The sequence below is a fragment of the Propionicimonas sp. T2.31MG-18 genome, from assembly GCF_964266745.1.
Taxonomy (GTDB): domain Bacteria; phylum Actinomycetota; class Actinomycetes; order Propionibacteriales; family Propionibacteriaceae; genus Propionicimonas.
The window spans coordinates 136,580-155,655 of sequence record NZ_CAXWGX010000028.1 but is presented as its reverse complement, the minus strand read 5'-3'; the positions used below and the strand labels follow the sequence as shown (position 1 = coordinate 155,655).

The window sequence follows — 19,076 nt, the reverse complement described above, 5'->3', positions numbered from 1 at the left end:
CCTGCACCCTCCGTCAGGAGGGTGGGCGTGCCACGACCGCCGTCCGGCCCCGGCTCACTTGGAGATGAGCGTGAGGGTCAGCGTCGAGTTGTAGACACCGGCCGGCTTGCCCGCGGGAGCGGTGAAGACCAGGTCGGCATTGTAGGTGCTCACGCCGGAGAACCCGCCGGCGTTCAACTCGGCGAAGTTCCACGGGTAGACGGCGGAGCCGGAGGTGGTCGCGGCGCCCAGGGTGGGAGCGGTGGCACCGGTCCCGGCCTGGCTGACGACCTTGGGCGCGATGCCGAGGGCGGACGCCTCGATCTCATCGGTGCCCTTGGTGAACTTCGCCACGTCGGTCTTCAGGGTCCAGCCCGGCTTCGACACCTGCCGCAGGTCGGTGACCTTGAAGTTGCCCAGCTCGCCGGACGCAACGGACGCGCCGTTGACCAGGGCCGGGTCATCCAGCACGACGGTGTCGCCGCCGCTGAGGTTGGTCAGCGAGAACTCGCCGTCGGCCGGCTCGGAGCCCGCCACGTGGGCGTTGATGGTCTTCGAGATCTCCGGCTTGGTCGCCGCGTCCGACTTGGTGAAGCTCGCCCAAGCCAGGACGTCGCCGGTGCTCGGGTCGACGATTGCCAGCTTGTGGACGCCGGCGGCCAGCGTGGACACGTCCACGGTGATCTTGCCGTCGGCGACGGTCAGCTGGCCGAGGTAGGTCGGGGTCGAGTAGGCGAACACGTTCACGACCTTGCCGTTGTTGGCGGCGTCGACGGTGAGGGTGGCCTTGTGGGTCGCCTCGTCGTAGGTGGCGGTCGCGCCGTTGGCGGTGGTGGCGTTCAGGGCGTTCTCGGACGGCCCGTTCGGAACCGTCGGAACCGTGGGCTGGGTGCCGGTCACGGTGACCGCAGCCGAGGTCGAGCCCAGGAACTTGTTGGAGCCGACCGTGTTCTCGATGAACTTCGCGGTGAAGGTGTGATCACCGACGGTGCCGATGGTCACGCTCTTCGAGGCGGTGCCGTTGGCGACGGCCACCGAGCCGAGGCTGGTGGTGCCCTTGAAGAACTCCACGTTGCCGGAGGCAGCCGGGGTCGAGCTGACCGTGGCGGTGAGCATCGAGGTGCCGCCGGCCTCGACCGAGGTCGGGGACGCCGCCAGGTTCGTGGCGGTGGCGACCTCGGCTGGGCCCGCGGCCTCAACCTCGACCGCACCCACGGTGTAGTTGCCGGAACCGGCGGTGATGTTGATCTCGCGGTACACCGCACCGACTGTGTTCAAGCCGTTGTTGGTGGTGTACGCGATGCCGTACCAGAAGGAACCACCGGTGCCGATCACCGAGGGAACCGAGGGCCCGAAGTCGACCAGCGTCATGTTCGGCAGCTGGGTGCCACCGTTGGGGCCGGTCGCCGAATCGACGGCGAAGGCCTTCCAGGTGCTGATGCCGCCGTCGCGGGCCGCGGCGGTCTTGTCGGAGATGAACCGGTAGACCCCGGTGAAGGCCGTGGCACCGGTGACGGGGCGGGTGGCGGAGGGGTTGATCTCGGCGTTGAAGTCGGTGGCGCTCGCTGCCCCGACCAGGTTCTCATCCTTGGTGTACACCCGGGAGGTGTCACCGTCGGACAGGGTGAACTCGTCAGCGTTCCAGAGGTAGAACGACCCCTTGGAGCCATTCGGCTGCGGGTTTACCGGGTCGCCAGGGCCGGCGAACGCCGACGCCGCGCTGCCGACCAGAAGAGCGGCCGTCAGCACGCCGACAGCGGCAGCGCGCATCGTCTTGCGAATGTCCATCTTCATCGTCCTTTGTCGTCTCGTTGTTCGGGGATCACGCGAGAGCCGCACGGAACGGCGTGGTGGATGCCGGGGCGAGGAAGCCGAACTTCTTCTTCACCGAGCCGGCCTGGCTGGTCGCCGCGGTGCCGGTGTTGCCGAGCTTGGACGACGAGGTGCTGACCAGGTTTGCAAGCGCGGCGTCGTACTTCGGGTCGCCGAGGGTCACCCGGGCGTTCTCCACGACCAGGTAGGTGTCGCGGCCCCAGGTGGTGTTGGTGTAGAAGGCGGAGTTCGGCTCCATGGCCGCGCCGGTCCCGGTCACGGGGGACACACCGGTCGGGGAGCCGATCTTGGCGTTGGCGCCGCGACGGTCGATGCCGGCGCCGGTGTTCTGGGCCACCCATTGCGCGGCCGACATCGGGGTCACGGCGTTCGCCGGGAACGCGGTGGTGCCGTCGGCGAGGAACTCGGTGTCGTGCTCCTGGCCGACGACGACGCAGCCTCCCTCGGAGACTTCCTTCATCAACGTCTCGGTGGAGCTGATCTTGGCCAGGAAGTCCTTCCGGGTACCGGAGCCCGCCTGCGGGATGACCGGGGTGACTGTCACCCCGCCGACCTGGGTGACGGTGCACTCGTACAGGCCCTTCAGGGTCGCTGCGTCGATGCTGTCGAAGGCGGTCGCCGTGCCGGTGTGGGCGTAGCTGAGCGCGTCGCGCCCGAAGGGGATGTAGCGCAGCGGGCCGTCGGCGACAGCCGTCGCGCCCGAGGAGGACCGGGCGATGTCGACCTGGCCGGTGATGACGACGGTCGGTGAACCGGCGGTCCCGGCCTTGTACGCTGCGCCGTCGATCGAGCGGCTCAGCGCTTTGACGCCGTCGCTGGACCCGTTGGGTCGACCGAACCGCGGGCCAAGCGTCTTCGTCTGGATCAGCGTCGAGCCGGTTGCGTCGTACGAGCCGGCAAAGGCGCCGCTGGCAGTCGAGCGAAGCGTCGGCCCGGTGATGTTGGTGCCGTTGATCAGCGCGTTCACCACGTCCTGCAGGGTGTCCGAGCCGACGATGACGTAGCTGTCCGACACCGGCTCGGCCGAGGCGGTGGAGGCGCCGAACGCGCCGAACGCGAGGCCGGCGGCGATGCCGATGGCCACGGGTCGTGTAAACTTCATCAGTCGATTCCTTCCAAGATCGATGAAGTTGAAGATGGCTGCGGGATTGCGGCCATCCCGTAGGCCGGGTGCGGTTCCGACGCCCCCGGCCTATGGCTTGAGTGGGACCTAGCCCTTCATGGCGACCGCCTGAAGCGCGAGATCAGGGGGGCGCCGAGGAGGGCGCCGAGTCCGACGAGGCCGGCGGTGGGCACCACCGCGCCCATGCCGCCGACGCCGGGGTCTGCGGCGGTCGCGGCGCCGAGCAACTCGCCCGCCTTCGTTCCGCTGGCCGCGGGGTCAGCGCTCGCCGTCGGCTGGGCGCCGTCGACCGAGCCTGACGTCACAGGGGAGCCGCTACCGCTGCTGCTCGAGGTGGCGCTCGACGTCGGCGACGCGGTCGGGGTGCTCGTAGCGACCTTGCCGTCCTTGATCGCCTTCGCCGCGGTCAGCGCCTGGCTCCGCCAGGCAGCGGGCAGGGGCGCGTAGCCGGGCGGCAAGTTACCGGCGTCGGTGCCTTCGCTCTGGCCCGACTCGACGGCGTAGGTGATCAGCCTGGCGTAGTCAGAGCGCTGGTCCGCGTCGCTCTGCCTGGGGTTGAGGGCGGCGTAGACCGGCACGGCGAGGGGGTAGGCATCGTCGGCGCTCTTCGCCTTCGTCGACGAGGGATCGAACCGGAGCACGTCGCTGCCCTTGGCCGCCACAGTCATGGCAGCGGCCGCGGCGAGCAGGCTGTCGGTGGTGGGCTCGACGAATTTCCCCGCCGGGTTCTGCAGCAGCGCGCTCTCGGTCTGGTAGAGGTGGGCGGCCGGGGTGGACGTCAGCGCGATCACCTTCCGGCTGCCGAGCAGCTGGCGCTGCTCCTTGCCGAACTTCGGTGGCGTCGAGAACCGGTCCCAGGCGCCGAGCTGCATGCCGTCTCCGCGCAGCACCCGGTAGGCGCCGTCGGCGTAGCCGTTGGTGTAGGGCCGCCACGTCACCAGGTTCACCGGTCCGCTGCCGCTATTGGGATCGGACTCGGTGGTGTCCGCCTTCTCGGAGGGGTCAGCCTTGGGGAAGTCGTCGCGTGGCAGTTCGAGCGCAGCCGTCGCCGGTGCGTTCTCATCCACAGGGCAGGTGGCACTGACCCTGCTGTTCGTCGAGTAGCAGGGGTTGACCACCATTCCCCACGGGTCGGCCTTGCCGTTCAGCCACGCCTTCGCGTCGGCGTCGGCGAGCACGTACTCCCAGACCCGGTCGGCGAGGTCCGAGCGCCCCAGAGGCACCAGCGCGTCCGAGACCGAGGCCCCGACGAGCAGCTGGGCCGACCACTCCGGGTCGTTGATCTCCCGGAAGTCCGGGTCGTACACCAGGCTGCGGGCGTTCTTGCCCGGCTCCTTGAAGCTCTTGTAACCGATGTGGGTGAGGCTCGCCCCACTCGGCAAAGCGTCGATGTAGGAGGCGGTCAGCAGCTTGGCGACCAGCCGCGGGGTCAGCTTCATCCGGGTGAGTGGCAGGCCGGCGCGCTCCCGGTGCTTGGGATCCGACGAAGAACCGGGGAACGCGTCGATGGCGAACGAGATCGAGATGCCCCCCAGTGCCACCGGCGCGTACACCATCGGGTCCGCCTCGTAGCCCGACTGGTCGAGGTCGAGCGGCCGGGAGGTGAAGGCCAGGGCGCTGGGTGTGGTGCTCGCCGCCGCCAGCAGAGCGTCCGGCTCCGGGATCTGGGTGAGGGTGTAGGGGGAGCCGCCCTGGCACACCACCGGTTGCCACGAGGCGATCGCCTCGGCCACCAGTTCGCTGCCCGCCAACTGCCGCTCGGCGGCGCCCAACTCACAGGTCACCCCGAGCGGCTGGAAGTCGAGTTTCACCGCCACGTGGTGCTGCCAGGCGTCCCACCACAGCCCGGGGGTGTTGATCAGCGAGGACCCGTTGTCCGCCTGGCCGCGGGGAATGATTACCAGCCAGCACGACTGGCCCTCGTCCGTACTCACTGGGGTGCCGCACCCGAGACCGGGCGACTGCATCGCGGTCTGCAGCTCGAACGGCGTCGACCCGGTGCCGTCAGCACCCGACGGGGCCCACTTCAACTCGTTCGTGGTCAGCGAGGTGAAAAACTCGTTGTTGTCGAACCGGATCAGGGACGGCTTCAGCACGACCTGGCCGGCGGCACTGGTGGTGGTGTTGGTCAGCACCTTCTCCTCGGGCGCCTGCTCCTCGTCGACGATCCGGTCGGGGTTGTAGGCGACGAACGGGATGCCGGTGTAGAAGTAGCCGCCGAGGTCGGCGGAGTACTGCTCGTCCTCGGCGGCGACCGACTCCGGCATCGTGTTGCCGTCGCGGGTAGCGCCCCAGCTGCCCGTGCCGCCGTACTGGCAGGTGCGCCGGTCCGGACGGGCGCCGTTGCTGCCGGGCTCGTCGCCCCAGCACTGGGCGATCTGGAGGAAGTCGGCGCCGCCCACGTTGCCCTGCGGCGCAGCGGACTGCTTGCCGCCCTTCCAACTCACGGTGATGCCCTGCTGGATCAGGTCCTCGGTCTGGGAGACCGTCACCTCCAGGTCAGGGAACGGGGCGTCGGCGTGGTTGGGGTCGTAGTCCTTCGCGGAGACGGTCTTCGCCGACGTGGAGGTCTCGGCGCGGGCAGGCGCCGCAGTGTGGATCGCGGCGGCCGAGGCGGCCGCGGCGATCCCGACGAGCGCCAGCGCCAGGACGGCCCGGCGCGCGCGGAGGCTAGACGGCACTGCCGTCACCCCCCTTGAGCCGCTGCGAGACCAGTGGCGGCACGACCACGGCCGCGACCAGCAGCAGCGCCGCGGCCACCATCAGCCACTGGGCGCCGCCCATGCCCTGGTCGGGCAGCGTGAACGGGCTGGACGCCGCCCCGCCGCCGGTGCTGCCGCCCGTCCCCGTCGTCAGCAGGTTGCCGTTCTCGTCGTAGACCGGGTCCGACCCGGTGCTGGTGGTGCCGGCACCCGACGACGTGCCGGACGTCGTCCCGCTCGTGGTGCCTGAGCTGGTGCCGGTCGCCGTCCCGCCCGTCCCCGTCCCGGTGACGTCGGTGCTCTCGGTCGCTCCGGCGGTGCCTGTCGTGCACTGGCTCGTGCCCTTCTTGTCACACGCGGCCGGGTAGGGCGCCTTCGCCGCGAGCTGGTTCTTCGACGGCGAGTCGCCGGCCTTGAACGTCGGGTTGTTGCAGCTGCCGGTGTCGATGCCCTTGTTGCCCGCGCCCGGGATCCGCTTGATCTGGTCAGAGCCGGCCATCACCAGGTTCATCGGCAGCGGGGAGTAGCCGAGGGTGTCGGCCTGCTGCTGGCCCTCGCACAGCACGTAGCGCATGAATGCACCGAGGGTGTTGCCCTTGTTGGTGTTGAAGATGCCGGCCACCTCGGTCGGCACGATCGCGTAGGAGTAGCTGGACAGCGGGTACGCCCGCCGGTCGCCGCTGTTGTACACCCCGTCGAGGATCTGGGTGAGGTAGGCGTCCGACCCCTCGTTGGTGTTGATCTTCGCGCTCATCAGCGCCACCGCGACCGAGTAGGCGGTCGGCTCGATGTAGTAGCCGGACTTGTTCAGCATCTTCGCCACCGGGAAGCCGGCCTTCTTGGCGTAGGAGTACTCCACGTAGGTAATCGCGCCCTCGCCGTAGTTCTGCGACACGTAGCCGGCGACGCCGTCCGAACCCTTCTGTGCCTTCGCGTTGCCGAAGCTCGGGAACTGCGATGTCATCCCCTTCTTCCACAGCGACGGGTATTGCTTCGACATCCACAGCGTGAACTGGGCGGAAGTACCGGAGCCGTCGGAGCGGATCACCGGGACGATCTTCTTGTTGGGCATCGCCAGCGCCGGGTTGTCGGCCTGGATCGCGGCGTCGTTCCAGCTCGTGATCGCGCCGGTGAAGATCTTCGTGATCGTCTCGCCGCTCAGCCTCAGGTTCGTCACCCGCTTGCCGCTGATCTTCAGGTGGTACATGAAGCTGGTGCCGCCGGCCACGATCGGCATGTACGCGTAGCCGCGGGTCGGCCTCTCCGGCGCGGAGCCGTCCTCGGGGTTGGCCTGGAACGGGATCTCCGAGATCGCGAAGTCGACGGTGCCCTCGATGAAGTCGCGGCGTCCGGAGGTGGAGCCGGCGCCGGTGTAGTTGACCGTCATCGCGTAGTTCTTCGCCACGTTGCTGCGCCACTGGTCGAGCGCGTTCTGCGACCAGGTCGAGCCGGTGCCGGTGATCGGGAAGTAGGTCGCCGCCCGCGCCGGGCCGACCGGGACGGCGACCAGCAGCCCGATGACGAGGGCGGACAGGACGGCGGCGACGCGGGTGGACCGGCGGTTCATGCGGACCTCCTGGGTGTGTGGACGGCGGGCACGGCGCCGGACGCGCGGGCGGCGAACCGCTCCTCGTCCCGCTTCGAGGCGGCCTGGACGGCCTGCCGCTGCCGGTGGGACAGGTCGCCGGGCACGCGTCCGCCGAGAGCGCGGGCGGCCATGAACAGGCCAAGCACCAGCACCAGCAGGACGGCGGCCGTCCCGAACCCGCGGGCGACCATCGTGGGTTCGGGTGAGCGGACGAAGTCGAACACCTGCAGCGGCAGCGAGATCATCGGGCCCGCGAACGGGTTGGTGTTCATCGCGGCGGTGATGCCCGAGGTGAGCAGCACCGGGCTGGTCTCGCCGATGCCGCGCGCGGTGCCGAGGATCACCGAGGTGACCAGGCCCGACTTGGCCGTGGGCAGCACCACGTGCCAGACCGTCCGCCACCGGGAGGTGCCCAGCGCGTAGGACGCCTCGCGCAGGTTGTGCGGCACCAGCCGCAGCACCACGTCCGCCGAGCGGATGATGATCGGCAGCATCATCACGGTGATCGCGATGCCGGCGGCGAAGCCGGAGCGCTCGTGGGTGACGCCCTGGATGATCGCGGCGTAGACGAACAGGCCGGCGACGATCGAGGGCAGCGCGGTCATCGCGTCCGACACGGTGCGAACGAACCGGGCGAACTTCCCGCCGACCTCGTTCAGGAAGACCGCGGTGCCGATGCCCAGCGGCACCGAGATCGCCAGCGCGATCGAGATCTGGATCAGCGTGCCGACGATCGCGTGGGCGATGCCGCCGGAGCTCAGCGGGTCGAGCGGGCCGGACTTCTCCATCGTCTGGAACAGCAGGTTGGGGTGGCCGAGCGCCTCCGCGCCCCGGGCGAGGGTGTAGGCGACGATGAACACCAGTGCACCGAACAGCAGCGTGCCGGCGGAGGCGAACAGGACGGTGGCGAGGCGGTCCTTCACATCCTGGGCGTCGGAGTCGAGCGAGACCAGTAGCACGTGGAGCCCGAGGAAGGACAGGAAGCCGACCACAGCCAGCCCGATCCCGCCCGACAGCGGGGCGAACCAGCCGAACAGCAGGACGGCCAGCGCGAGACCGGCCCCCGCGCCGCCGAACAGCTCGAACCTCTGCCGGGCGGTGAAGCCGCGGACGTCGCGGCGCGGCCCGTCCGGGAGGTCGGGGGTGGCGTGCAGCCGGGTCCGTCCGGGGGCAGGGCCGGCCGGGGCGACCAGCGCGGTCGGGGCGTCGACGTCAACCGTCACTCTGGGCCCCCGAGCGGGAACGCGCGACGATCGACGACGCGGTGAAGTTGATCACGAGGGTGAGCAGGAACAGCACCAGGCCGGCGGCCATCAGCGCCGACAGGCCGAACTCGCTCGCCTCGCCGTAGCGCAGGGCGATCAGCGCCGACACCGAGTTGGAGCCGGTCTTCAAGACCTGCCAGTTGATGGTGAAGATCGGGGAGATGATCATGTAGACCGCGATCGTCTCCCCCAGCGCCCGGCCGAGGCCGAGCATCGTCCCGCCGATCACGCCGCCCTTGCCGAACGGCAGCACGACCGCGCGGATCATGCCCCAGCGGGTGGAGCCGAGGGCGTAGGCGCCCTCCCGCTCGCCGATCGGTGCCCGGGCGAACGCCTCGCGCATGATCGAGGTCTGGGTGGGCACCACCATGAAGCCCACGACGATGCCGGCGATGAACGCAGAGGACGTGAACGCGCTCGCCTCGGTGTAGGGCGCGCCGCTGGCGTCGGTGACAGCGAAGACCGGGATCCAGCCGAACCAGATCGAGATCCACCGGGACACCGGGATGATCGCCCCCTGCAGGAAGTAGACCCCCCACAGGCCGAACACGATGCTCGGGACGGCGGCCATCAGGTCGACCAGGGAGACCAGGAAGCCACGCAGCCGTCCGCTGACCACCTCCGACAGCAGCAGCGAGGTGCCCAGCGACAGCGGGAAACTGACCGCCAGGGCGATCAGCGCGATGGTGACGGTGCCGAACAGGATCGCCGCGACGCCGAACGTCCGGGTCTCCGGGGACCAGTCCTGCACGTACAGGAAGGACACCCCCATGGTGCCGAGCGCGTCGGCGGCACGCAGCGAGAGGAACAGGCCGACCGCGAGCATGATCCCGACGGTGATGGTGCCGGCCGCGAAGGCGGTGCGGCGGAAGACCTGGTCGCTGAGCGGGTCACGGCTCGCGATGGCCCGTGGTGCGTCCGCCTGCACCCCTGGGCCGTCGAGCGGCACCGGTGCTGCTCCGGACGAGGTGGACGATGGGCCGATCGGCGACGCGGATCGCCACGGCAGCGTGACTCTGCTGGCCATCGGCACCCCCCCAGGCTTTGTGCATGCCCCCGGCACGCGACGGCCCCATCCTTCACCGGGCACCATTGCGCAGCGGCCCTTTTCAGATGAACAGTCCGGGACATCTCAATGAATAGGACGCCGCGCAGGAAACAACGTTAACGAGACGTGAATTCCGCCGCACGTGGCGCAACGGCAGCTCGGCTGCCACCCAGGGGATGCCTCGCTCACAACCCGCCCGAGCGACGGTCCCGCAGGTCGGGGTCGCATGAACGAGTCGGTGCTCGACCCGTAGCCAAGCGCAGATTCGACAGTGCCTGATCCCGCCCCGAATCCGCAGAGGCTACCGGTGCCGATGTGATGCGACACGGGGCATCGCCTGCCCTGCGGCGGCCCTCCCCGCCGGCGGGCTCACCCGAGGGTGAGTCGTCCTCGCTGCCGACAAGGAACGACTGCCGGTGGGGCTTTCACACGCAGGAAACGACGAATACCACACAATCGCGCAACGTCTCGTCGCACCCCTTGCGCTTTTCCCTAAACGGGCCCGACGGGCGGCGCCTGACGCTGTCAAGCGGTCTGCGTGTTTTCATTTCCTGCCAGGAATGCGAGCGTATACAAACTGGTGACCTGCCCTGTCAAGTTCGGCTGTAGGGACCATGCGAGCAAGCATCCGCGCTAGCGGGGAGGCATCGCGACCCCGCGCCACAGCCCTCACCCCGTCGACGGGCCTCACTGAGGAATCCTCAGGCCCGCCACGGCTTCCACATGGCCGACCGTCTGATCGACGACGAATGCAGCCGGTTCCCGGTACCCAGACCTTCGCGGGCCCAGTCGCGCCAACGAATGAACTTGATCCGTTCGGTTCAGGCACACAGTGCCACCCGCGTCACCCGATCTGGTCAGATAGATGGCACTCGGAGCGCCGACCGCCGTGCCACATCCTTCGACGCGCTCCGCCCCAGGCGCAGAGAGCCGGCGACGGACGGACCGGCGCAGTTCGCCCCAGCGATGGCATCCGTTCACCCTCGCCACGCAGCATGGCGGGTATGGACGCACGACAACAGGCCCGGCAGACGATCGCCAACCTCACCCGCGATGCCCTCGAACGTTCGGGGCTCGACCACGGCTATGTCGCCTACCGGATCGGCATCCGGCCCGACGAGCTCGAACGGAGACTGGACGGGCACCAGCCCTGGACGCCGGTTCGGGAGCTCATCGAGTTCTGCAAGCTCGTCGGCACCGACTGGGGAGACTTCGTCGACGGCCTCGGCTACAACAGCCTCGAACTCTCCGCCGGAACCCGGCCATGAGCGGCGACACGGTTCCGTACCCGTGCCCCGAGTGGTGCGAGACCGGTGGCGAACCAGGCCACGAGTGGAGACCGGCGACCGGCGGCTTCCACCGGCGGCACATGAGGCGGTTCGGCAGGTTCTCCGTCGTCCAGGTCGAGCGGGGATACGGTGCCAGCACGAGGGTATTGGGGGCGGCGGAGGTTATCCCTGAGCCCGTCCTTGCCGACGCGGCTCTCGCTGCCGAGCTGCGGGCCGCGTTCACCCTCCGGCGCGCGATCAACGCGGCGCAATCCTAGGGCCAACTGCTTCCCGATGTCGTGCTGCTCGGCGGCGACTCGGGTGAGCGCCGCCGGGCAGCATGGCCGGCCTCCCGGGGCTACTGCTTCCGGCCGCGCCCGTGGTCGGTCCACGAGACACGGATGAGCTGGAGCTGGCCGTTCTCGACGAGTTCGGGATCGGCAAGGCCCTGGTGGGCCTGGGTGGTGGCCAGATAGGTGCCCCGCCCGAAGAGCCGGGACACGTCGATGGTCCCCGAGGACTCCTCGTCGGTGGTCAGGAACCCGCTGCCGCCCTCGGTGAACCGGTTCGGGTCGTGTTCTGCGACCTTGGTGAGCCGGTCGGTGCGCAGGTTGTAGCTGTAGACGCTGGCCAGGTACGGGGTGTTCCCGGGGTCCTCGTTCAGGAGCAACTGCCTGCCGTTTCGTGCGGCGGCCATGTTGTCCAGCATGTGCTGGCCCTCGGTGCCGTCGAGCAGCAGGCTGGCTCGGCCCCACCGGTTTGCACCGGGTGTATGGGCTGGTGACATCGGATTGCTCGGGCTGTTCTGGGTGTTGTCTTCGTGGTTCTCGGGAAGTGGGTGGTCGAGCGTTTCGGCGGTGGCGTGGATGGGTGAGGGATTCGGTTGGCGAGTTGTTGGTCGAGGGCTTCGGGGAGGATCTGGTAGCGGGACTTGTGTTCCGGGCGGCGTCGGCGTCCCGGTGTGCAGCACGTTCGGGGTCGAGCCGGAACTGGATCACCATCCGGCCTCGTGGTCGCGTTCTTGGGGGCGACCCAACCTGGTACGCGAACGCAGGAACTCCAGGCTGTAGGCGGCCGCCGCCTCGGCGGGCCGACGAAGCCGATCTACAGCAAGTTCTCCTGCTCTTCCCGCAGCACGACCACCGTCTGGGCGCTCTGCCTTGGGCGCGGGTTTGGGCGAGGGCGGCGTCAATGCGGCCTGGGCGGCGTTCCGGTCTCGCAGGGCGCTGAGGATGGCCTGGAGGGCGTCGCCGTCGAAGCTGGCGATGGGGTCGGGGCCTCTCGCCGTTGTTTGCGTTCTCGATCTCGTCGAGCGGTTCGGTCTCGGCGCGGCTGAGCCCATGTCAACCCAAGTTGTCGATACGGGTGTTTGGCAAGCGCGTCGGGTGTGGATCGGGGGGAGGTTGGGGGAGGTGCCTGCGACTAGGGGTTTCGCGAGCCTACCGCCGCGATCGTCGCCGTTGGAGGGCTGGCTTTCGGCGGTTTGGGGGGAGGTTGCCCTGCTGTGCTGGTGCTCCCCTGGAGGGTGGTGGTCACCGAAGCCGGATTCCGAGCTGTGCGAAGAAGTCGGCGTCGGGGTGTCCGGATAGGGCCGGTTTCTGAGCTTAAGGGGGTGAGGAGGTTCTGGTCCTGTCAGGAGTCGTCGGCGGTCGGGTGTCCGAATCGGGGGGTCCTCGTCGGCTTAGTGGTGATGGAAAGGGGGTGAGCCGGGTGGCGATCGGCTTGGTGAAGCTGGGCGCCGGGTCGGGTTATGAGTACCTGGTGCGGCAGGTCGCGGTGCAGGACGCGACCGGCCTGGGCAGGGGCAGCCTGGCCGACTACTACACCGCTGAAGGTGAGTCGCCCGGCACCTGGTGGGGCCACGGACTTGCCGGGCTGGGCGTGGAGCCGGGCTCGGTGGTGACCGGCGAGCAGATGAAGCTGTTGTTCGGTGCCGGGCTGGACCCGACCACGGGGGCGAAGCTGGGTCGGGCGTTCTCGGTGTTCGCCAACACCCCGACGCCGTTCGAGACCGAACTCGCCCGCCGCCTCGAGGATTGGCGCGAGGAGCACGCCTGGGTCCCCGGCATGTCGGTGCCGGAGGGGGTGCGGGAGTCGCTGCGCACCAGCCTGGGGCGGGAATGGTTCACCGCCCGCCATGGCCGGCCGCCGGCCGGGCCGCGGGAGTTGCATGGTTTCATCGCCAAGAACACCCGCAAGCCCCGGATGGCGCTGGCCGGGTGGGACGTGACGCTGTCCCCGCCGAAGTCGGTCTCCAGCGTGTGGGCGATCGCTCCCCCACCCTTGGCGGCGGCGATCCGGCAGGTCCACGAGGCGGCCGTGTCGGACACGCTGGCCGAATGTGAGGCTCGGGTGTTGTTCACCCGGCAGGGCCACAAGGGTGCCCGGCACGTCCCGGTGCGGGGCATGGTCGCGGCCCGGTTCACCCACCGTGACTCCCGGGCCGGTGATCCGGACCTGCACACTCATGTGGCGATCTCGAACAAGGTCCAAACCCTCGACGGGGCCTGGATGGCGATCAACGGGGAGTTGGTCTACGAGGCGAAGGTCACCCTCTCCGAGGTGTACCTGACCAGCCTCACCGCCCGGCTCCGCGCCCTCGGCCTGACCATGGTGGCGGTCGGCCGCGAAGACAAGCGGCCCGTCTACGAGATCGCCGGCGTCGACCCCGCGCTCAACAGGCGCTGGTCGACCCGGCGGGAGACCATCACGAAGGTGACCGCCGAACTGGTGGCCGAGTTCGAGGACCGCCACGAACGGCCACCGACCGCGGTGGAGAAGCTCGACCTGGAACAGCAGGCAACGTTGACCACCCGGGAGAGCAAGCACCCTCCCCGCGCCGAGGCCGACCAACGCCGCGCCTGGGCCGCCCAAGCCAACCGGCTCCTCGGACCCGGCGGCATCGAACGGATCCTCCACCAGGTGTTCCGCCACGCCCCGGCCGAACCGGTCAGTATCGACGGCCCGTGGCTGAGCCGGACGGCGGCCACCGTGATCACGGTCGTGGAGGGCAAGCGATCCTCGTGGACGTCGTTCAACGTCCGCTCCGAAGCCCTGCGCCAGGTCCGGGCCGCCGCACTCCCCCTCGACCAGATCGACCACGCGGTTGACGCGGTCGTCGCCCGCGCGCTCGGCCCGGCGCATTCGATACCGATCCGCACCACCCGGACCATGCCGGTCGAGCCCGACATGTTGCGCCGCCCGGACGGCGCCTCGGTGTATCAGCGGCCCCAAGCGACCCGCTACACCTCCCAACGCATCCTGTGGGCCGAACGACGCCTGGTCGACACCGCCGGCCGCACCGGCGGTCGGGCAGCTGATCACAACTCGGTCAGCCTCGCGCTGCTGCAGGCAATGGCCAACCGCGAACCCCTCAACCCCAACCAGCAGATCCTCGTCCGCGACATGGCCACCTCCCGACGCCGCCTCCAGCTGGCCATCGCCCCCGCCGGAACCGGCAAGACCACCGCCATGCGCACCCTCGCCACCGCCTGGACCAACAGCGGCGGCACCATCCTCGGCCTCGCCCCCTCCGCCGCGGCCGCCGAACAACTACGCAGCCAACTCGGCGCCGGCGCGGTCGCGGACAACCTGGCCAAGCTGGTGTGGGCGATCAGCCACCACGAACCCCTCGCCGAGCACGTGGGGCCGGGCACGTTGGTGATCATCGACGAGGCCGGCATGGCCGACACCCTCACCCTCGACCACGTCGTCACCTGGTGCCTCGACCAAGGCGCCAGCATCCGCCTCATCGGCGACGACCAACAGTTGGGTGCAATCGGCGCCGGCGGCATCCTGCGCGACATCGCCACCACCCACGGCGCCCTCCACCTCGACCAGGTCCTCCGATTCGCTGATCCCGCCGAAGCCGACGCCTCCCTCGCCCTCCGCGCCGGGGACACCGGCGCCCTGGGCTACTACCTCGACCACAACAGGGTCCACGTCGTCGACCGCGACACCGCCACCACCCAACTCCTGAACGCCTGGCTGACCGACACCCAGACCGATCTCGACGCGCTCATGCTCGCCCCCACAAAGGAGCAGGTCGCACAACTCAACGCCGCCGCCCGCCAAGCCCGCCTCAACGGCACCCGACCCGGCCGAGAGACAACGCTAAGCGACGGCAACCACGCCTCCGTCGGAGACGTGGTGCTCACCCGGCGCAACAACCGCACCCTCACCGCCGGGGAGACGGCGTGGGTCCGCAACGGCGACCGCTGGCACGTCACCGCCGTTCACCGCGACGGCTCCATCGACGTCCAGCACCAGCGAAACCACAACCAGCTCACCCTGCCCGCCGACTACGTCGGTGAAAGCGTCGAACTCGGCTACGCCACCACCATCCACACCGCCCAAGGCGTCACCGCCGACACCTGCCACGGCCTCCTCACCGGCACCGAGTCCCGCCAACTGGCCTACACCATGCTCACCCGAGGCCGGCACGCCAACCACGCCTGGATCCAAGTCAACGACACCGACCCCCACCCCGCCCCCGTCGCCAGCCACCTACTCCAGCCTGCCACCGCGACCCAACTGCTCGAACAGATCCTCAGCCACGACGACGCACCCGCCTCCGCCACCACCCTCCTCGACCAAGCCGACCAACCCGCCCGACTCCTCGCACCCGCCGTCACCTGCTACCTCGACGCCATCGGCCTCGCCGCCGAACACCACCTGAGCCACGAAGACAAGCAAGTCATCGACTGGCTGGGTGAACGCTACGGACTAACCGAAGCCGACGCCTGGCCGGCACTGCGCAGCCAACTGATCCTCATCGCCGCCAACGGCCACAAACCCGCGGTCGTCCTGCGCCAAGCCGTCGCCCTCGGCGGCCTCGACAACGCCCACGACCCCGCCGCCGTCCTGTGCTCGCGACTCGACCTCACCCAAGCCTCCGCCGGCCGCACCCGCGGACCCCTGCCCTGGCTCCCCGGCATCCCCACCCAACTCCTCGACAACCCCAACTGGAAGACCTACCTGTCCGCCCGCTACAGCCTCACCCGCCAACTCGGCGAGCAAGTCCACCAAGCAGCAAACGACGCCGAGAACCGCCCACGTTGGGCCGAACAACTCCCCGGGCTCGACCCCGAACTAGTCGCCGACATCCAGCTGTGGCGGACCGCCCAAGGCGTGCCCGACAACGACCTTCGACCCACCGGCCCCCACGCCACCAGCCCGGCCGAGAACCGCGCCCAGCGCGACCTCGACCAACAACTCCACACCTCCCAAGCCGGCATCCGCGAATGGACACCCCGCATCATCCAAGCCGCACCAGCCACCGCCAGCGACCCACGCCTCCCCGTCCTCGCCGCCCGCCTCGCCCAGCTCGCCGAACGCCGCGACGTCGACAACCTCCTTCAGCGCGCCGCAGCACAAGGCACCCTGCCCGACGACCACCCCGCCGACGCCCTCAACTACCGCATCACCGGGCTCATCAGGGCCCAACGCGAGGCCGAGAGGCACAACTGGGAAACCATCACCCCCACAGGACCCCGCCCCTACCCAGAACGCTCGCGATCCCAAGACCCCGACCGCGGCATCAGCATCTGACCGAACCCACGAAGGAGTTGCCATGGCGCTCACCGCCAACCCCACAGTCTGGGGACAGCCCGCCCCCGAGTGGCTGTCACTTCAGCAGGCCGCACTTCTCTATGGCGTCAGTGTCGACACGCTGCGTCGACGCATCCGTCACGGTCAGCTGCGGGCATCACGTTTCGGGCAGCGGCTCATCCGTGTGCGCACGGCCGATCTCGACGAGCTGTTCCGGCCCATTCCCACGGTGCGGCCGATCCGTCGCTCCTGGACCTGAGCGGCCTTGTTGCGGGCACTCGCCAGCGGGCCCTTGCGCGTCCATTTGGCGCACAGACGCGGGTACCTAAGGGCCCGATAAGGGCCCGAATCGGGCCGGTCCGAGTCACCTCGATGTATTTCTCCTTGTGAAATGCATGTTTGGGCGTGCCCCCAATGGGATTCGAACCCATACTCGGGCGGGTTTAAGCCGCCTGCCTCTGCCAGTTGGGCCATGGGGGCCTCGGCGCGATTCTAGGGGCGCGGGTCAGGCGTCCCGGGAGAGCAGGCCGAGCACGATCCCGTCCAGGATGTCGGCCTCGCTCACCAGCAGGGGCGCCGGCGCGCGGCGTCCCACCGTCTGGCAGATCAGGGCGCCGCCGCAGATCACGTCCGCCCGTCCGGGCACCATCGTGGGCAGCGCGGTCACCCCGGCGACCGGCATGGCCAGCAGCCGGGCCGTGAGCGCGTCGAGCTCGTCCGCGGCCAGTGACGACCCGTGGACGAGGGCCCGGTCGTAGGCCGGCAGGCCCTGGGCGAGAGCGGAGAGGCTGGTCACCGTCCCGCCCACGCCGACCCAGGTGGCCACGTCGGCGAAGGGGATCCCGCTGGCGTCCAGCAACCCGTCGACGTAGTGGCGGGCAGCCCCGATCTCGGCCGCGGACGGCGGGTCGGAGTGCAGGAAGCGTTCGCGCAGGCGCACCGAGCCGACGTCGAGGGAGACCGCGGCGCTCGGCGTGCCGCCGTCGCCGAGGACCAGTTCGGTCGAGCCCCCGCCGATGTCCATGACCAGCACGGGCTGCGGCAGGGACGGCAGCGCGCTCACCGCCCCCGCGTAGGACAGCCCGGCCTCCTCCTCGCCGGAGATGATCTCCGCGTCCACTCCCAGGCGCTCGCGCGCGCCGGCGAAGAACTCCCCGGAGTTCGCCGCGTCCCGGGCGGCCGATGTGGCGACCAGGCGCCGATGGCGGACGCCGAGGGCGTCCAGCTGCTCGCCGAAGTCGGCCATCGCGGCGAACGTGCGCGCCAGCGCGTCCGGATGGAAGCGGCCGGTGGCGTCGACGCCCTGGCCCAGCCGGGTGAGGTGCAGGCGGCGGTCGAGCTCGACCAGCCGTCCGTCCTGTGCCCGGGCGATGAGCAGGCGCACCGAGTTCGTGCCGCAGTCGACGGCGGCGTAGAGGTCAGTCACGGTCCTCCAGACAGGGCCGGGCCCAGAACTCGCCCAGCAGGGCGAGGGTCTCGTCGCCGAGCGGGTTCACCCCGGGTCCCGCGGCGAGGGCGTGGGCGGCAAGCACGTGCAGGCACTTCACGCGGGTCGGCATGCCGCCGGCGCTGGTGCCCTCGATCTCCGGGACCTCTCCCAGGGCGGCCCGGTCGGCGAGATAGGCCTCGTGCGCGGCGGCGTAGGCGTCGGCGAGCCCGGGATCGGTGGCGAGCCGTCCGGTCATCTCGGCCATCACCCCCTGCGCCTCGAGGGTCGAGCACCCGGCCGTCGCCCGCGGGCAGGTGAGGTAGTAGGTGGTCGGGAACGGGGTGCCGTCCGGAAGGCGCGGGTGGGTGGCCACCACGCCGGGACGCCCGCAGGGGCACCGCCACGCCACGCCGGCCGTCCCGCGCGGCTCCCGCCCCAGCTGGGCCGCGACGCTCTCGACGTCCGCGGGGGTCAGGGGTTCCATGGCCGCCATTCTGGCATGTCCGTTCCCCCTCCCTGCCCGCCGAGGGCCAGCCTTCACGCCGAGGGCTCGCACCGGGGTGCTGGCCCTCGGCAACAAGGCTGGCCCTCGGCGACAGGGGCTGGCCCTCGGCGGGGCGCTGGGGGACGAGCGACGAGCACAGGAGCGGCGCGGGACGAGCGGCGCGCGGACGAGCGACGAGCGTCTGGCGGCGAGCGATGGCGAGCGTGCGGGTCAGGGGACGGTGACCTTGCGGGTGGGTGCGTCGGCGGTCTGCACCGAGCCCCACAGGCGGTCCCACCAGACCGGATCGTGTTCGCCGGAAGGGAGGCGCTGCTCGGACTCGATCACCACGCCGCCGCCCAGCGGCTTCCCGTCGGGCCCCACCACCCGGTAGCCGGTCTCGCCGGGCATCACCCAGCCGAGGCGCTGGCGCGCCTGGGCCTTCACGTAGTCGGGGTCGTCCCAGCGCGCCAGCTCCGACTCGAGGTCGGCGATCTGCGCGGAGCGCTCGCGGATCTGCTGCTCGGCGACCGCCAGGTCGTGCTGCTGGGAGAGATAGATGCGCAGGGAGCCCACGAAGGAGATCGCCAGCACGACGACCACGAGGAACATCACCAGGGCACGCCGCGTGAGCCGCAGCCCCCAGCGCAGGACGGGCGCAGAGCGGGCGTCCCCGCGCCCGGGCTGCTCGGACGCCGAACCGGGACTGGACGGGCGGGCACCCCGGCGCCGGGGCGTCCTGCCCGGACCGGCGCTCGCGCTGCGCGGGCTACGCGTCGCGCGTGCCATGGCCCCGTCCCTTCACCC

General features: G+C 70.2%; 13 protein-coding genes and 1 tRNA gene. 3 read left to right on the top strand and 11 right to left on the bottom strand.

Annotation, left to right across the window (positions count from 1 at the left end):
• Positions 1-54 precede the first annotated feature (54 nt).
• From ACFQQJ_RS15225 to pstC, 6 genes are all read right to left on the bottom strand, one after another.
• On the bottom strand, positions 55-1,767 hold the full coding sequence (locus ACFQQJ_RS15225) for an Ig-like domain-containing protein (protein ID WP_377107759.1): 1,713 nt from the start codon (positions 1,765-1,767) through the stop codon (positions 55-57).
• 34 nt (positions 1,768-1,801) lie between these two features.
• A complete protein-coding gene (locus ACFQQJ_RS15220) occupies positions 1,802-2,914 on the bottom strand; it encodes a hypothetical protein (protein ID WP_377107757.1) in 1,113 nt (370 codons plus the stop codon).
• 116 nt (positions 2,915-3,030) lie between these two features.
• On the bottom strand, positions 3,031-5,616 hold the full coding sequence (locus tag ACFQQJ_RS15215) for a hypothetical protein (RefSeq protein ID WP_377107755.1): 2,586 nt from the start codon (positions 5,614-5,616) through the stop codon (positions 3,031-3,033).
• Positions 5,606-7,204: a phosphate ABC transporter substrate-binding protein PstS gene (gene pstS / locus ACFQQJ_RS15210; RefSeq protein ID WP_377107753.1), complete on the bottom strand. Its 1,599-nt coding sequence runs from the start codon at positions 7,202-7,204 to the stop codon at positions 5,606-5,608. The genes ACFQQJ_RS15215 and pstS overlap by 11 nt, the downstream gene beginning before the upstream one ends.
• Positions 7,201-8,448, bottom strand: coding sequence for a phosphate ABC transporter permease PstA (gene pstA / locus ACFQQJ_RS15205; RefSeq protein WP_377107751.1), 1,248 nt, complete (start codon positions 8,446-8,448; stop codon positions 7,201-7,203). Before pstA ends, pstS begins: the two co-directional genes overlap by 4 nt.
• On the bottom strand, positions 8,438-9,517 hold the full coding sequence (gene pstC, locus ACFQQJ_RS15200) for a phosphate ABC transporter permease subunit PstC (RefSeq protein ID WP_377107750.1): 1,080 nt from the start codon (positions 9,515-9,517) through the stop codon (positions 8,438-8,440). The genes pstA and pstC overlap by 11 nt, the downstream gene beginning before the upstream one ends.
• Positions 9,518-10,542: 1,025 nt before the next feature.
• Between pstC and ACFQQJ_RS15195 the strand changes: the two genes are divergently transcribed.
• Positions 10,543-10,806, top strand: a complete 264-nt coding sequence (locus ACFQQJ_RS15195) for a hypothetical protein (protein WP_377107748.1) — start codon at positions 10,543-10,545, stop codon at positions 10,804-10,806.
• A gap of 358 nt (positions 10,807-11,164) precedes the next feature.
• Here ACFQQJ_RS15195 and ACFQQJ_RS15190 read toward each other — a convergent pair whose 3' ends face one another.
• Positions 11,165-11,593, bottom strand: a complete 429-nt coding sequence (locus tag ACFQQJ_RS15190) for a hypothetical protein (RefSeq protein WP_377107746.1) — start codon at positions 11,591-11,593, stop codon at positions 11,165-11,167.
• Positions 11,594-12,516: 923 nt separating this feature from the next.
• Here ACFQQJ_RS15190 and mobF point away from each other — a divergent pair.
• Both mobF and ACFQQJ_RS15180 read left to right on the top strand, forming a co-directional pair.
• Positions 12,517-16,356 (top strand): MobF family relaxase, encoded by a 3,840-nt coding sequence (gene mobF, locus ACFQQJ_RS15185; protein WP_377107744.1) that lies wholly within the window; start codon positions 12,517-12,519, stop codon positions 16,354-16,356.
• A 22-nt stretch (positions 16,357-16,378) separates the two neighbouring features.
• Complete coding sequence (locus ACFQQJ_RS15180) at positions 16,379-16,615, top strand: helix-turn-helix domain-containing protein (RefSeq protein WP_377107742.1); 237 nt, start codon at positions 16,379-16,381, stop codon at positions 16,613-16,615.
• 147 nt (positions 16,616-16,762) lie between these two features.
• Here ACFQQJ_RS15180 and ACFQQJ_RS15175 read toward each other — a convergent pair.
• From ACFQQJ_RS15175 to ACFQQJ_RS15160, 4 genes are all read right to left on the bottom strand, one after another.
• Positions 16,763-16,836: transfer RNA gene (locus tag ACFQQJ_RS15175), tRNA-Leu, on the bottom strand.
• Between the two features lie 25 nt (positions 16,837-16,861).
• Positions 16,862-17,782: an exopolyphosphatase gene (locus ACFQQJ_RS15170; protein WP_377107741.1), complete on the bottom strand. Its 921-nt coding sequence runs from the start codon at positions 17,780-17,782 to the stop codon at positions 16,862-16,864.
• Positions 17,775-18,269, bottom strand: coding sequence for a DUF501 domain-containing protein (locus tag ACFQQJ_RS15165; RefSeq protein WP_377107739.1), 495 nt, complete (start codon positions 18,267-18,269; stop codon positions 17,775-17,777). The genes ACFQQJ_RS15170 and ACFQQJ_RS15165 overlap by 8 nt, the downstream gene beginning before the upstream one ends.
• Before the next feature lie 231 nt (positions 18,270-18,500).
• The gene (locus tag ACFQQJ_RS15160; RefSeq protein ID WP_377107737.1) at positions 18,501-19,058 is read right to left on the bottom strand and encodes a septum formation initiator family protein; all 558 of its coding nucleotides are present in this window, start codon (positions 19,056-19,058) and stop codon (positions 18,501-18,503) included.
• Positions 19,059-19,076: the final 18 nt, after the last annotated feature.

What these genes read in the sequence shown, in the direction of transcription:
- pstC (WP_377107750.1), bottom strand. Translation starts at nt 9,517, where the DNA reads ATGGCCAGCAGAGTCACGCTGCCGTGGCGATCCGCGTCGCCGATCGGC.
- ACFQQJ_RS15160 (WP_377107737.1), bottom strand. Translation starts at nt 19,058, where the DNA reads ATGGCACGCGCGACGCGTAGCCCGCGCAGCGCGAGCGCCGGTCCGGGC.
- ACFQQJ_RS15195 (WP_377107748.1), top strand. Translation starts at nt 10,543, where the DNA reads ATGGACGCACGACAACAGGCCCGGCAGACGATCGCCAACCTCACCCGC.
- ACFQQJ_RS15225 (WP_377107759.1), bottom strand. Translation starts at nt 1,767, where the DNA reads ATGGACATTCGCAAGACGATGCGCGCTGCCGCTGTCGGCGTGCTGACG.
- ACFQQJ_RS15190 (WP_377107746.1), bottom strand. Translation starts at nt 11,593, where the DNA reads ATGTCACCAGCCCATACACCCGGTGCAAACCGGTGGGGCCGAGCCAGC.
- ACFQQJ_RS15165 (WP_377107739.1), bottom strand. Translation starts at nt 18,269, where the DNA reads ATGGAACCCCTGACCCCCGCGGACGTCGAGAGCGTCGCGGCCCAGCTG.
- pstS (WP_377107753.1), bottom strand. Translation starts at nt 7,204, where the DNA reads ATGAACCGCCGGTCCACCCGCGTCGCCGCCGTCCTGTCCGCCCTCGTC.
- ACFQQJ_RS15180 (WP_377107742.1), top strand. Translation starts at nt 16,379, where the DNA reads ATGGCGCTCACCGCCAACCCCACAGTCTGGGGACAGCCCGCCCCCGAG.
- ACFQQJ_RS15220 (WP_377107757.1), bottom strand. Translation starts at nt 2,914, where the DNA reads ATGAAGTTTACACGACCCGTGGCCATCGGCATCGCCGCCGGCCTCGCG.